10 protein-coding genes and 3 pseudogenes are annotated in these 14,092 nt (G+C 51.8%); 11 read left to right on the forward strand and 2 right to left on the reverse strand.

Annotated elements, in window-relative coordinates; all coding sequences use genetic code 11:
* The 10 genes and pseudogenes from tuf to ACLJRS_RS23055 all read left to right on the forward strand — a co-directional run.
* Positions 1–303: pseudogene (gene tuf / locus ACLJRS_RS23010) on the forward strand (elongation factor Tu); the annotation flags it as partial.
* 229 nt (positions 304–532) lie between these two features.
* A complete protein-coding gene (gene secE / locus ACLJRS_RS23015) occupies positions 533–916 on the forward strand; it encodes a preprotein translocase subunit SecE (RefSeq protein WP_001275691.1) in 384 nt (127 codons plus the stop codon).
* A 1-nt stretch (position 917) separates the two neighbouring features.
* Positions 918–1,463 (forward strand): transcription termination/antitermination protein NusG, encoded by a 546-nt coding sequence (gene nusG / locus ACLJRS_RS23020; RefSeq protein WP_001287521.1) that lies wholly within the window; start codon positions 918–920, stop codon positions 1,461–1,463.
* 157 nt (positions 1,464–1,620) lie between these two features.
* The gene (gene rplK, locus ACLJRS_RS23025; protein ID WP_001085926.1) at positions 1,621–2,049 is read left to right on the forward strand and encodes a 50S ribosomal protein L11; all 429 of its coding nucleotides are present in this window, start codon (positions 1,621–1,623) and stop codon (positions 2,047–2,049) included.
* A gap of 3 nt (positions 2,050–2,052) precedes the next feature.
* Complete coding sequence (rplA, locus tag ACLJRS_RS23030; RefSeq protein WP_001096676.1) at positions 2,053–2,757, forward strand: 50S ribosomal protein L1; 705 nt, start codon at positions 2,053–2,055, stop codon at positions 2,755–2,757.
* Positions 2,758–3,176: 419 nt separating this feature from the next.
* Positions 3,177–3,674, forward strand: a complete 498-nt coding sequence (gene rplJ / locus ACLJRS_RS23035; RefSeq protein WP_001207203.1) for a 50S ribosomal protein L10 — start codon at positions 3,177–3,179, stop codon at positions 3,672–3,674.
* A gap of 66 nt (positions 3,675–3,740) precedes the next feature.
* The gene (gene rplL / locus ACLJRS_RS23040; protein ID WP_000028882.1) at positions 3,741–4,106 is read left to right on the forward strand and encodes a 50S ribosomal protein L7/L12; all 366 of its coding nucleotides are present in this window, start codon (positions 3,741–3,743) and stop codon (positions 4,104–4,106) included.
* Positions 4,107–4,423: 317 nt separating this feature from the next.
* Positions 4,424–8,452 carry a DNA-directed RNA polymerase subunit beta gene (gene rpoB / locus ACLJRS_RS23045; RefSeq protein WP_000263105.1) on the forward strand — a complete coding sequence of 1,343 codons (4,029 nt, stop codon included), beginning with the start codon at positions 4,424–4,426 and terminating at the stop codon, positions 8,450–8,452.
* 76 nt (positions 8,453–8,528) lie between these two features.
* A complete protein-coding gene (gene rpoC, locus ACLJRS_RS23050) occupies positions 8,529–12,752 on the forward strand; it encodes a DNA-directed RNA polymerase subunit beta' (protein WP_000653965.1) in 4,224 nt (1,407 codons plus the stop codon).
* A 41-nt stretch (positions 12,753–12,793) separates the two neighbouring features.
* On the forward strand, positions 12,794–13,120 hold the full coding sequence (locus ACLJRS_RS23055; protein WP_015675457.1) for a hypothetical protein: 327 nt from the start codon (positions 12,794–12,796) through the stop codon (positions 13,118–13,120).
* A gap of 1 nt (position 13,121) precedes the next feature.
* Here ACLJRS_RS23055 and ACLJRS_RS23060 read toward each other — a convergent pair whose 3' ends face one another.
* Positions 13,122–13,466, reverse strand: coding sequence for a hypothetical protein (locus ACLJRS_RS23060; protein ID WP_031606797.1), 345 nt, complete (start codon positions 13,464–13,466; stop codon positions 13,122–13,124).
* A gap of 322 nt (positions 13,467–13,788) precedes the next feature.
* Positions 13,789–13,896, reverse strand: a pseudogene (locus ACLJRS_RS23065) (IS481 family transposase); the annotation flags it as partial.
* Between ACLJRS_RS23065 and ACLJRS_RS23070 the strand changes: the two are divergent.
* Positions 13,879–14,063: pseudogene (locus tag ACLJRS_RS23070) on the forward strand (hypothetical protein); the annotation flags it as partial. The pseudogenes ACLJRS_RS23065 and ACLJRS_RS23070 overlap by 18 nt on opposite strands.
* Positions 14,064–14,092 lie beyond the last annotated feature (29 nt).

Below are 14,092 nucleotides of genomic sequence, written 5' to 3' on the forward strand. Positions count from 1 at the left end.
AAGCCGGGCACCATCAAGCCGCACACCAAGTTCGAATCTGAAGTGTACATTCTGTCCAAAGATGAAGGCGGCCGTCACACTCCGTTCTTCAAAGGCTACCGTCCGCAGTTCTACTTCCGTACTACTGACGTGACTGGCACCATCGAATTGCCGGAAGGCGTAGAGATGGTAATGCCGGGCGACAACATCAAAATGGTTGTTACCCTGATCCACCCGATCGCGATGGACGACGGTCTGCGTTTCGCAATCCGTGAAGGCGGCCGTACCGTTGGCGCGGGCGTTGTTGCTAAAGTTCTCGGCTAATCGCTGATAACATTTGACGCAATGCGCAATAAAAGGGCATCATTTGATGCCCTTTTTGCACGCTTTCACACCAGAACCTGGCTCATCAGTGATTTTATTTGTCATAATCATTGCTGAGACAGGCTCTGTAGAGGGCGTATAATCCGAAAGGCGAATAAGCGTTTCGATTTGGATTGCCTCGCGATTGCGGGGTGAAAATGTTTGTAGAATACTTCTGACAGGTTGGTTTATGAGTGCGAATACCGAAGCTCAAGGGAGCGGGCGCGGCCTGGAAGCGATGAAGTGGATAGTTGTTGCCATATTGCTGATCGTCGCAATCGTCGGCAACTACCTCTATCGCGACATGATGCTGCCGCTGCGTGCGCTGGCCGTAGTAATTCTGATTGCTGCAGCGGGTGGTGTCGCGCTGTTGACGACAAAAGGTAAAGCAACCGTTGCTTTTGCCCGTGAAGCGAGAACCGAAGTCCGTAAGGTCATTTGGCCGACTCGCCAGGAAACGCTGCACACCACGCTGATCGTCGCTGCGGTTACCGCAGTTATGTCACTGATCCTGTGGGGACTGGATGGTATTCTGGTTCGCCTGGTATCCTTTATCACTGGCCTGAGGTTCTGAGATGTCTGAAGCACCTAAAAAGCGCTGGTACGTCGTTCAGGCGTTTTCCGGTTTTGAAGGCCGCGTAGCCACATCGCTGCGCGAGCATATCAAATTACACAATATGGAAGAGCTGTTTGGCGAAGTCATGGTGCCGACTGAAGAAGTCGTTGAGATCCGTGGCGGCCAGCGTCGCAAAAGCGAACGCAAATTCTTCCCGGGTTACGTTCTGGTCCAGATGGTCATGAACGACGCAAGCTGGCACCTGGTGCGCAGCGTGCCGCGTGTGATGGGCTTTATCGGCGGTACGTCTGACCGTCCGGCGCCGATCAGCGACAAAGAAGTCGATGCGATCATGAACCGCCTGCAGCAGGTTGGCGATAAGCCGCGGCCGAAAACTCTGTTTGAACCGGGTGAAATGGTTCGTGTTAACGACGGTCCGTTCGCAGACTTTAACGGCGTTGTCGAAGAAGTTGATTATGAGAAGTCTCGCCTGAAAGTGTCTGTTTCTATCTTCGGTCGTGCGACCCCGGTAGAGCTGGACTTCAGCCAGGTTGAGAAAGCGTAAGGCTGCGATCAAAAAAGCAGCGATCTAATCGTTGCATAGGGCGCGAAATTGACATACAATTTCGCGCCTTTTGTTTTTATGGGCCTTATGCCCATAAAGCGATATTTATCACGGGGAGCTTCTTTGAAGCGATACTACCCAATTCGAGGAATTTAGAATGGCTAAGAAAGTACAAGCCTACGTCAAGCTGCAGGTTGCAGCTGGTATGGCGAACCCGAGTCCGCCGGTTGGTCCAGCACTGGGTCAGCAGGGTGTGAACATCATGGAATTCTGCAAAGCGTTCAACGCAAAAACGGATTCCATCGAAAAAGGTCTGCCGATTCCGGTTGTTATTACCGTTTACGCTGACCGTTCTTTCACCTTCGTTACCAAAACGCCTCCGGCAGCTGTTCTGCTGAAAAAAGCGGCTGGTATCAAGTCTGGTTCCGGCAAGCCGAACAAAGACAAAGTAGGTAAAATTTCCCGCGCTCAGCTGCAGGAAATCGCGCAGACCAAAGCTGCCGACATGACCGGTGCCGACATTGAAGCGATGACTCGCTCCATCGAAGGTACTGCACGTTCCATGGGCCTGGTAGTGGAGGACTAAGAAATGGCTAAACTGACCAAGCGTATGCGCGTGATCCGTGAAAAAGTTGATGCGACCAAACAGTACGACATCAACGAAGCTATTGCCCTGCTGAAAGAGCTGGCCACTGCTAAATTCAACGAAAGCGTTGACGTTGCCGTTAACCTCGGCATCGATGCTCGTAAATCTGACCAGAACGTTCGTGGCGCGACTGTACTGCCGCACGGTACTGGCCGTTCTGTTCGCGTTGCCGTATTTACCCAGGGCCCGAACGCTGAAGCAGCTAAAGCTGCTGGCGCTGAGCTGGTAGGTATGGAAGATCTGGCTGACCAGATCAAGAAAGGCGAAATGAACTTCGACGTTGTTATCGCATCCCCGGATGCAATGCGCGTTGTTGGCCAGCTGGGCCAGGTTCTGGGTCCGCGCGGCCTGATGCCAAACCCGAAAGTCGGTACCGTAACCCCTAACGTTGCTGAAGCGGTTAAGAACGCTAAAGCAGGTCAGGTTCGTTACCGTAACGACAAAAACGGCATCATCCACACCACCATCGGTAAAGTGGACTTTGACGCTGACAAACTGAAAGAAAACCTGGAAGCTCTGCTGGTTGCGCTGAAAAAAGCAAAACCGAGCCAGGCGAAAGGCGTGTACATCAAGAAAGTTAGCATCTCCACCACCATGGGTGCTGGCGTTGCCGTTGATCAGGCTGGTCTGAGCGCATCTGCGAACTAAGATTAGTCTTTACGTGGGCGGTGATTTTGTCTACAATCTTACCCCCACGATTCTGTTGAAATATAACAGAGCACTATGCGAGTCATTTGAATTGCAGCAAGGCAGCAAGTGAGTGAATCGCCAGGAGCATAGTTAACTATGTGACTGGTGTGAACGAGCGCAGCTAACACAGCTGCGGTTCAAAGGACGAAGTCATAGAAAGAATTTGTTCGTTGGAGCCTGGCCTATCCAGGCCTCCGTCGAAGACCGCAGGCGTCTCGCAAGAGGCTTAATCCCCTGCGTAGACGGTGACAGAACGCTAAGATTATTTTTGATACTCTGGCTTGTTTCTGCTCACCGTATTAAGACGCTCTTCTCGTTGAGATGAGTGAAGTGAGTTCCGGAACATGAGTTCCGGCAAACATCCAGGAGCAAAGCTAATGGCTTTAAATCTTCAAGACAAACAAGCGATTGTTGCTGAAGTCAGCGAAGTAGCCAAAGGCGCGCTGTCTGCAGTAGTTGCGGATTCCCGTGGCGTAACTGTAGATAAAATGACTGAACTGCGTAAAGCAGGTCGTGAAGCTGGCGTATACATGCGTGTTGTTCGTAACACCCTGCTGCGCCGCGTCGTTGAAGGTACTCAGTTCGAGTGCCTGAAAGACACGTTTGTTGGTCCGACCCTGATTGCATACTCTATGGAACACCCGGGCGCTGCTGCTCGTCTGTTCAAAGAGTTCGCGAAAGCGAATGCAAAATTTGAGGTCAAAGCTGCAGCCTTTGAAGGTGAGCTGATCCCGGCGTCTCAGATCGACCGCCTGGCAACTCTGCCGACCTACGAAGAAGCAATTGCACGCCTGATGGCAACCATGAAAGAAGCTTCGGCTGGCAAACTGGTTCGCACACTGGCTGCTGTACGCGATGCAAAAGAAGCTGCGTAATCGCAGTTGTCTTTATCAAGCATTTGCTTACGTATAAACTTATTCTGATATTCAGGAACAATTTAAATGTCTATCACTAAAGATCAAATCATTGAAGCAGTATCCGCTATGTCCGTAATGGACGTTGTAGAACTGATTTCTGCAATGGAAGAAAAATTCGGTGTTTCCGCTGCTGCTGCTGTAGCTGTAGCTGCTGGCCCGGCTGAAGCTGCTGAAGAAAAAACTGAATTCGACGTAATTCTGAAAGCTGCTGGCGCTAACAAAGTTGCTGTTATCAAAGCAGTACGTGGCGCAACTGGCCTGGGTCTGAAAGAAGCTAAAGACCTGGTAGAATCTGCTCCGGCCGCTCTGAAAGAAGGCGTGAGCAAAGATGACGCTGAAGCACTGAAAAAATCTCTGGAAGAAGCTGGCGCTGAAGTTGAAGTTAAATAAGCCAACCCTTCCGGTTGCAGCCTGAGAAATCAGGCTGATGGCTGGTGACTTTTTAGTCACCAGCCTTTTTGCGCTGTAAGGCGCCAGTAGCGTTTCACACTGTTTGACTACTGCTGTGCCTTTCAATGCTTGTTTCTATCGACGACTTAATATACTGCGACAGAGCGTACGTTCTGTGTAAATCGCAATGAAATGGTTTAAGCGTGATAGCAACAGGCATTGCGGAAAGTATCCATTTTCCGGTCAACAAAATAGTGTTGCACAAACTGTCCCCCGCAGGACAGATGGGTCGACTTGTCAGCGAGCTGAGGAACCCTATGGTTTACTCCTATACCGAGAAAAAACGTATTCGTAAGGATTTTGGTAAACGTCCACAAGTTCTGGATGTACCTTATCTCCTTTCTATCCAGCTTGACTCGTTTCAGAAGTTTATCGAGCAAGATCCTGAAGGGCAGTACGGCCTGGAAGCAGCCTTCCGTTCCGTGTTCCCGATTCAGAGCTACAGCGGTAATTCCGAGCTGCAGTACGTCAGCTACCGCCTTGGCGAACCGGTGTTTGACGTTCAGGAATGTCAGATCCGTGGCGTGACCTATTCCGCACCGCTGCGCGTAAAACTGCGTCTGGTGATCTACGAGCGCGAAGCGCCGGAAGGCACCGTTAAAGACATTAAAGAACAAGAAGTCTACATGGGCGAAATTCCGCTCATGACCGACAACGGTACCTTTGTTATCAACGGTACTGAGCGTGTTATCGTTTCTCAGCTGCACCGTAGTCCGGGCGTCTTCTTTGACTCCGACAAAGGTAAAACCCACTCTTCGGGTAAAGTGCTGTATAACGCGCGCATCATTCCTTACCGTGGTTCCTGGCTGGACTTCGAATTCGATCCGAAGGACAACCTGTTCGTGCGTATCGACCGTCGCCGTAAACTGCCTGCGACCATCATCCTGCGTGCGCTGAACTACACCACTGAGCAGATCCTTGACCTGTTCTTTGAGAAAGTCGTCTTCGAAATTCGCGACAACAAGCTGCAGATGGAGCTGATTCCAGAACGTCTGCGCGGCGAAACTGCGTCGTTCGATATCGAAGCTAACGGCAAGGTGTACGTTGAAAAAGGCCGTCGCATTACCGCGCGTCATATCCGTCAGCTGGAAAAAGACGATATCAAGCATATCGAAGTTCCGGTTGAGTACATCGCAGGTAAAGTCGTCTCTAAAGACTACGTTGACGAATCCACTGGCGAGCTGATCTGCGCGGCGAACATGGAGCTGAGCCTGGATCTGCTGGCTAAGCTGAGCCAGTCCGGCCACAAGCGTATCGAAACGCTGTTTACCAACGATCTGGACCACGGCCCGTACATTTCTGAAACGGTACGCGTCGACCCAACTAACGATCGTCTGAGCGCGCTGGTAGAAATCTACCGCATGATGCGCCCTGGTGAGCCGCCGACTCGCGAAGCGGCTGAAAGCCTGTTCGAGAACCTGTTCTTCTCCGAAGACCGCTATGACCTGTCTGCGGTGGGTCGTATGAAGTTCAACCGTTCTCTGCTGCGCGACGAAATCGAAGGTTCCGGTATCCTGAGCAAAGACGACATCATTGATGTCATGAAGAAGCTCATCGATATCCGTAACGGTAAAGGCGAAGTGGATGATATCGACCACCTCGGCAACCGTCGTATCCGTTCCGTCGGCGAAATGGCGGAAAACCAGTTCCGCGTTGGCCTGGTGCGTGTAGAGCGTGCGGTGAAAGAGCGTCTGTCTCTGGGCGATCTGGATACCCTGATGCCTCAGGATATGATCAACGCCAAGCCGATTTCCGCCGCAGTGAAAGAGTTCTTTGGTTCCAGCCAGCTGTCTCAGTTTATGGACCAGAACAACCCGCTGTCTGAGATTACGCACAAACGTCGTATCTCCGCACTCGGCCCAGGCGGTCTGACCCGCGAACGCGCAGGCTTCGAAGTTCGAGACGTACACCCGACGCACTACGGTCGCGTATGTCCTATCGAAACGCCGGAAGGTCCGAACATCGGTCTGATCAACTCCCTGTCCGTGTACGCACAGACTAACGAATATGGCTTCCTTGAGACGCCGTACCGTCGTGTGGTTGATGGCGTGGTCACTGACGAAATTCATTACCTGTCTGCTATCGAAGAAGGCAACTACGTTATCGCTCAGGCGAACTCCAACCTGGATGACGAAGGCCACTTTGTAGAAGATCTGGTGACCTGCCGTAGCAAAGGCGAATCCAGCTTGTTCAGCCGCGACCAGGTTGACTACATGGACGTATCCACCCAGCAGGTGGTCTCCGTCGGTGCGTCCCTGATCCCGTTCCTGGAACACGATGACGCCAACCGTGCATTGATGGGTGCGAACATGCAACGTCAGGCGGTTCCGACTCTGCGTGCTGATAAGCCGCTGGTGGGTACCGGTATGGAACGTGCTGTCGCCGTCGACTCCGGTGTTACTGCAGTAGCTAAACGTGGCGGTACTGTTCAGTACGTGGATGCATCCCGTATCGTTATCAAAGTTAACGAAGACGAGATGTACCCGGGCGAAGCGGGTATCGACATCTATAACCTGACCAAATACACCCGCTCTAACCAGAACACCTGTATCAACCAGATGCCATGTGTGTCTCTGGGCGAGCCGGTTGAACGCGGCGACGTGCTGGCAGACGGTCCGTCCACCGACCTCGGTGAACTGGCGCTCGGTCAGAACATGCGCGTGGCGTTCATGCCGTGGAACGGCTACAACTTCGAAGACTCCATCCTCGTATCCGAGCGTGTTGTCCAGGAAGACCGTTTCACCACCATCCACATTCAGGAACTGGCGTGCGTGTCCCGTGACACCAAGCTGGGGCCGGAAGAGATCACCGCTGATATCCCGAACGTGGGTGAAGCTGCGCTCTCCAAACTGGATGAATCCGGTATCGTTTACATCGGCGCGGAAGTGACCGGCGGTGACATTCTGGTCGGTAAGGTGACGCCGAAAGGTGAAACCCAGCTGACGCCGGAAGAGAAACTGCTGCGTGCGATCTTCGGTGAGAAAGCGTCTGACGTTAAAGACTCTTCTCTGCGCGTACCTAACGGTGTCTCCGGTACGGTTATCGACGTTCAGGTCTTTACTCGCGATGGCGTAGAAAAAGACAAACGTGCTCTGGAAATCGAAGAGATGCAGCTCAAGCAGGCGAAAAAAGACCTGTCTGAAGAACTGCAGATCCTCGAAGCGGGCCTGTTTAGCCGTATCCGTGCGGTGCTGGTGTCCGGCGGCGTTGAAGCTGAGAAGCTCGACAAACTGCCGCGCGACCGCTGGCTGGAACTCGGTCTGACCGACGAAGAGAAACAAAATCAGCTGGAACAACTGGCTGAGCAGTATGACGAACTGAAACACGAGTTCGAGAAAAAACTTGAAGCGAAGCGCCGTAAAATCACCCAGGGCGACGATCTGGCGCCGGGCGTGCTGAAGATCGTGAAGGTCTATCTGGCCGTTAAACGCCGTATCCAGCCGGGTGATAAGATGGCAGGTCGTCACGGTAACAAGGGTGTTATCTCTAAGATCAACCCGATCGAAGACATGCCTTACGATGAAAACGGCACGCCGGTCGACATCGTACTGAACCCGCTGGGCGTACCGTCTCGTATGAACATCGGTCAGATTCTGGAAACCCACCTGGGTATGGCTGCGAAAGGTATTGGCGACAAGATTAACGCCATGCTGAAACAGCAGCAGGAAGTCGCGAAACTGCGCGAATTCATCCAGCGTGCCTACGATCTGGGCGCCGACGTTCGTCAGAAAGTCGACCTGAGCACCTTCAGCGATGATGAAGTGCTGCGTCTGGCAGAAAACCTGCGTAAAGGTATGCCGATTGCCACACCAGTGTTTGACGGTGCGAAAGAAGCGGAAATCAAAGAGCTGCTGAAACTGGGCGACCTGCCGACCTCCGGTCAGATCACCCTGTTCGATGGCCGTACGGGTGAACAGTTCGAACGTCCGGTAACCGTCGGTTACATGTACATGCTAAAACTGAACCACCTGGTTGATGACAAGATGCATGCGCGTTCTACCGGTTCTTACAGCCTGGTTACTCAGCAGCCGCTGGGTGGTAAGGCGCAGTTCGGTGGTCAGCGCTTCGGGGAGATGGAAGTGTGGGCGCTGGAAGCTTACGGCGCCGCCTACACCCTGCAGGAAATGCTCACCGTTAAGTCTGATGACGTGAACGGTCGTACCAAGATGTATAAGAACATCGTGGACGGCAACCATCAGATGGAACCGGGTATGCCGGAATCCTTCAACGTTCTGTTGAAAGAGATCCGCTCGCTGGGCATCAACATCGAACTGGAAGACGAGTAATTCTCGCTCAAACAGGTCACTGGTGTCGGGGTAAAACCCGACACCAGATTGTGCTAACTCCGACGGGAGCAAATCCGTGAAAGATTTATTAAAGTTTCTGAAAGCGCAGACTAAAACCGAAGAGTTTGATGCGATCAAAATTGCTCTGGCTTCGCCAGACATGATCCGTTCATGGTCTTTCGGTGAAGTTAAAAAGCCGGAAACCATCAACTACCGTACGTTCAAACCTGAGCGTGACGGCCTTTTCTGCGCCCGTATCTTTGGGCCGGTAAAAGACTACGAGTGCCTGTGCGGTAAGTACAAGCGCCTGAAACACCGTGGTGTTATTTGTGAGAAGTGCGGCGTTGAAGTGACCCAGACCAAAGTACGCCGTGAGCGTATGGGCCACATCGAGCTGGCGTCCCCGACTGCTCACATCTGGTTCCTGAAATCGCTGCCGTCCCGTATCGGTCTGCTGCTCGATATGCCGCTGCGCGATATCGAACGCGTACTGTACTTCGAATCTTATGTGGTTATCGAAGGCGGTATGACCAACCTGGAACGTCAACAGATCCTGACTGAAGAGCAGTATCTGGACGCGCTGGAAGAGTTCGGTGACGAATTCGACGCGAAGATGGGTGCGGAAGCTATCCAGGCCCTGCTGAAGAGCATGGATCTGGAGCAAGAGTGTGAAACTCTGCGCGAAGAGCTGAACGAAACCAACTCCGAAACCAAGCGTAAAAAGCTGACCAAGCGTATCAAACTGCTGGAAGCCTTCGTACAGTCTGGTAACAAGCCAGAGTGGATGATCCTGACCGTTCTGCCGGTTCTGCCGCCAGATCTGCGTCCGCTGGTTCCGCTGGATGGTGGTCGTTTCGCGACTTCTGACCTGAACGATCTGTATCGTCGCGTGATCAACCGTAACAACCGTCTGAAGCGTCTGCTGGATCTGGCTGCGCCGGACATCATCGTACGTAACGAAAAACGTATGCTGCAGGAAGCGGTTGACGCCCTGCTGGATAACGGTCGTCGCGGTCGTGCGATCACCGGTTCTAACAAGCGTCCTCTGAAATCTTTGGCCGACATGATCAAAGGTAAACAAGGTCGTTTCCGTCAGAACCTGCTCGGTAAGCGTGTTGACTACTCCGGTCGTTCTGTTATCACCGTAGGTCCATACCTGCGTCTGCACCAGTGCGGTCTGCCGAAGAAAATGGCGCTGGAGCTGTTCAAACCGTTCATCTACGGCAAGCTGGAACTGCGTGGCCTTGCCACCACCATCAAAGCCGCGAAGAAAATGGTTGAGCGTGAAGAAGCTGTCGTTTGGGATATCCTGGACGAAGTTATCCGCGAACACCCGGTACTGCTGAACCGTGCGCCGACTCTGCACCGTCTGGGTATCCAGGCATTTGAACCGGTACTGATCGAAGGTAAAGCTATCCAGCTGCACCCGCTGGTGTGTGCGGCCTATAACGCCGACTTCGATGGTGACCAGATGGCTGTTCACGTACCGCTGACGCTGGAAGCCCAGCTTGAAGCGCGTGCGCTGATGATGTCTACCAACAACATCCTGTCTCCGGCGAACGGCGAACCTATCATCGTTCCGTCTCAGGACGTGGTACTGGGTCTGTACTACATGACCCGTGACTGTGTTAACGCCAAAGGCGAAGGCATGGTGCTGACTGGCCCGAAAGAAGCTGAGCGTATCTATCGCGCAGGTCTGGCCTCTCTGCATGCGCGCGTTAAAGTGCGTATCACTGAATATGAAAAAGATGAAAACGGCGAATTCGTTGCGCACACCAGCCTGAAAGACACGACCGTTGGTCGCGCCATTCTGTGGATGATCGTACCGAAAGGTCTGCCTTTCTCCATCGTCAACCAGGCGCTGGGCAAGAAAGCGATCTCCAAAATGCTGAACACTTGCTACCGTATTCTGGGCCTGAAACCGACCGTTATTTTTGCGGACCAGACGATGTACACCGGCTTTGCTTATGCAGCGCGTTCAGGTGCGTCCGTTGGTATTGATGACATGGTCATCCCGGAGAAAAAACACGAGATCATCTCTGAGGCGGAAGCTGAAGTTGCTGAGATCCAGGAGCAGTTCCAGTCTGGTCTGGTAACCGCTGGCGAACGCTATAACAAAGTTATCGATATCTGGGCTGCGGCGAACGATCGTGTATCCAAAGCGATGATGGATAACCTGCAAACCGAAACCGTGATTAACCGTGACGGCCAGGAAGAGCAGCAGGTCTCCTTCAACAGCATCTATATGATGGCCGACTCCGGTGCGCGTGGTTCTGCGGCACAGATTCGTCAGCTGGCAGGTATGCGTGGTCTGATGGCGAAGCCGGATGGCTCCATCATCGAAACGCCAATCACCGCGAACTTCCGTGAAGGTCTGAACGTACTCCAGTACTTCATCTCCACGCACGGTGCGCGTAAAGGTCTGGCGGATACCGCACTGAAAACCGCGAACTCCGGTTATCTGACCCGTCGTCTGGTTGACGTCGCGCAGGATCTGGTGGTGACCGAAGATGACTGTGGTACGCACGAAGGTATCCTGATGACCCCGGTTATCGAGGGTGGCGACGTGAAAGAGCCGCTGCGTGACCGCGTTCTGGGTCGTGTGACGGCGGAAGATGTGCTGAAACCGGGTACCGCGGACATTCTGGTTCCACGCAACACGCTGCTGCACGAACAGTGGTGTGACCTGCTGGAAGCAAACTCCGTTGACGCCGTTAAAGTGCGTTCCGTTGTATCCTGCGACACCGACTTTGGTGTATGTGCGCACTGCTATGGTCGTGACCTGGCGCGTGGCCACATCATCAACAAAGGTGAAGCTATCGGCGTTATCGCGGCACAGTCCATCGGTGAACCGGGTACACAGCTGACGATGCGTACGTTCCACATCGGTGGTGCGGCATCGCGTGCGGCTGCTGAATCCAGCATCCAGGTTAAGAACAAAGGTAGCATCAAGCTCAGCAACGTGAAGTCGGTTGTGAACTCCAGCGGTAAACTGGTTATCACTTCCCGTAACACCGAACTGAAGCTGATCGACGAATTCGGTCGTACCAAAGAGAGCTATAAAGTGCCTTATGGCGCTGTCATGGCGAAAGGTGATGGCGAGCAGGTTGCCGGCGGCGAAACCGTGGCAAACTGGGACCCGCACACCATGCCGGTTATCACCGAAGTGAGTGGTTTCATCCGCTTCACTGACATGATCGACGGTCAGACCATTACGCGTCAGACCGACGAACTGACCGGTTTGTCTTCGCTGGTGGTTCTGGATTCGGCTGAACGTACTACCGGTGGTAAAGATCTGCGTCCGGCGCTGAAAATCGTTGATGCTCAGGGTAATGACGTTCTGATCCCGGGTACCGATATGCCTGCGCAGTACTTCCTGCCGGGTAAAGCGATTGTACAGCTGGAAGATGGCGTACAGATCAGTTCTGGTGACACCCTGGCGCGTATTCCGCAGGAATCCGGCGGTACCAAGGATATCACCGGTGGTCTGCCGCGCGTTGCCGACCTGTTCGAAGCGCGTCGTCCGAAAGAACCGGCAATCCTTGCTGAAATCGCAGGTATCGTTTCCTTCGGTAAAGAAACCAAAGGCAAACGTCGTCTGGTGATCACGCCGGTTGATGGTAGTGACCCGTACGAAGAGATGATTCCGAAATGGCGTCAGCTCAACGTGTTCGAAGGGGAACGTGTAGAACGTGGTGATGTGATTTCCGATGGTCCGGAAGCGCCGCACGACATTCTGCGTCTGCGTGGTGTTCATGCTGTGACGCGTTACATTGTTAACGAAGTTCAGGATGTATACCGTCTGCAGGGCGTTAAGATTAACGATAAACACATCGAAGTTATCGTTCGTCAGATGCTGCGTAAAGCGACCATCGAAAGCGCCGGTAGTTCCGACTTCCTGGAAGGCGAACAGGTTGAATACTCTCGCGTCAAGATCGCTAACCGCGAGCTGGAAGCGAACGGCAAAGTGGGGGCTACCTTCTCCCGCGATCTGCTGGGTATTACCAAAGCGTCTCTGGCAACCGAATCGTTCATCTCTGCCGCATCGTTCCAGGAGACCACGCGTGTCCTGACCGAAGCAGCCGTTGCGGGTAAACGCGACGAACTGCGCGGCCTGAAAGAGAACGTTATCGTGGGTCGTCTGATTCCGGCCGGTACCGGTTATGCGTACCACCAGGATCGTATGCGCCGTCGCGCCGCGGGCGAGCAGCCAGCAACACCGCAGGTCACTGCGGAAGATGCATCTGCAAGCCTGGCAGAACTGCTGAACGCAGGTCTGGGCGGTTCTGATAACGAGTAATCGTTAAATGGTGGAGGGGTATTTATCCCTCCACCAGCTTCATGCTGGATACCGAATCCCGGGTCGCTTGCCTACAAGGAAAGAAAATGCCAGCGATTATTTCATTAATCTATTTAATGTTTAGTCTTTTGGTATTTACAAAAAAGATAACCATTTCAAACGTTCTGTCCGCTTTTTTATTGTTTCTATCGTTATATATACTTCACCATAAATCATTACTTATATTTATTTATTGTCTTATTATTATTGTCGCCACCGTTATTCTTCATCAAGTCAAAACCAGCGCGGATAAAAAAGCCGTATTTTATTTTTCAATGCCATGCTGGCTCTTGATTTTATCTGTAATTATAAATTTAATGAATAAATGAATTATTTTTTCATGACTCTTGTTTCTCGCATTATTTGTGAAAACTCATTGTCACTGGTTATATGAATAAATTGTCCAGTTTTTGCATTATATTTTGCCATCGCACAGGGAAGACTATTACCGCCGTTAGCCATAACAAATTTTGCTTTTGTATTACGATAAAGATTGACGCCAGGAATGGGGTCTTGACCGAATGTATAAGGCGTTGGGACAATCACATTATGTTTGTTTGAGAGCCACTTTGCTAAAATCCCGCCAACGCCATCAACCTGCGTAATAAAAGTAGAGAATCCACAATACTCAAAATTGAAATTTTTTACCATTGGGTTTGATTTTTTCTGTAACATTGAGTCCAAATGTGACTTTAAATTTATCCCATAAATCTAAGTTATTAAAGTCTGTTGGCTCGCCATTATAAAATGCCTGCTGTTCATACATTAAATGATAAACCTGTTTTATTGATTGTTTACACGGGATATTTTAAATTATTAAATGGAGTATTTAATTCCATTAAGGTCTTTAGGCCGAAAAAAACACACAGACGACTTTATAATCGGACAATACATCAATCCCAGATGTCCGAGGATGTAGTGCGTATAGGTAAAATGATATGTATTATCTCAGACCTGATCTGACAGTTACCGGTTATTTATACAGATATCTGTCAGATTACATCTGGCTTAACTTTTTCTCAGCCCAGATGCGTTTTCCATCAAGTAACGTTACCATCGGCGTCCGGCCGCAACACATTTTTCCCTGATGGGTTCGCCCCTGATTCCGTTGTTCTGGGGCATCATTTTATGGACAAAAACGATCAGCAGACACGGTTGGAAGAGGGGTCGCCAGCGAAATTACAGTCAGGAACGCTGCCCGAAAACTTCAAGTTCACCGCTATTTCGATAATCCAGTGGCCAGCCCCCGGTCGTCAGTTACTGATGAAGGGGAGAAGGCTGGGCAAAAATGAGGAAGGGAT

This window comes from Salmonella sp. SAL00670 (assembly GCF_046552235.1).
In the GTDB taxonomy this organism is placed as follows: Bacteria; Pseudomonadota; Gammaproteobacteria; order Enterobacterales; family Enterobacteriaceae; genus Salmonella; species Salmonella enterica.

Coding starts and splice junctions, on each gene's coding strand:
- secE (WP_001275691.1), top strand. CDS start 533: ATGAGTGCGAATACCGAAGCTCAAGGGAGCGGGCGCGGCCTGGAAGCG.
- nusG (WP_001287521.1), top strand. CDS start 918: ATGTCTGAAGCACCTAAAAAGCGCTGGTACGTCGTTCAGGCGTTTTCC.
- rplK (WP_001085926.1), top strand. CDS start 1,621: ATGGCTAAGAAAGTACAAGCCTACGTCAAGCTGCAGGTTGCAGCTGGT.
- rplA (WP_001096676.1), top strand. CDS start 2,053: ATGGCTAAACTGACCAAGCGTATGCGCGTGATCCGTGAAAAAGTTGAT.
- rplJ (WP_001207203.1), top strand. CDS start 3,177: ATGGCTTTAAATCTTCAAGACAAACAAGCGATTGTTGCTGAAGTCAGC.
- rplL (WP_000028882.1), top strand. CDS start 3,741: ATGTCTATCACTAAAGATCAAATCATTGAAGCAGTATCCGCTATGTCC.
- rpoB (WP_000263105.1), top strand. CDS start 4,424: ATGGTTTACTCCTATACCGAGAAAAAACGTATTCGTAAGGATTTTGGT.
- ACLJRS_RS23055 (WP_015675457.1), top strand. CDS start 12,794: ATGCTGGATACCGAATCCCGGGTCGCTTGCCTACAAGGAAAGAAAATG.
- ACLJRS_RS23060 (WP_031606797.1), bottom strand. CDS start 13,466: ATGTTACAGAAAAAATCAAACCCAATGGTAAAAAATTTCAATTTTGAG.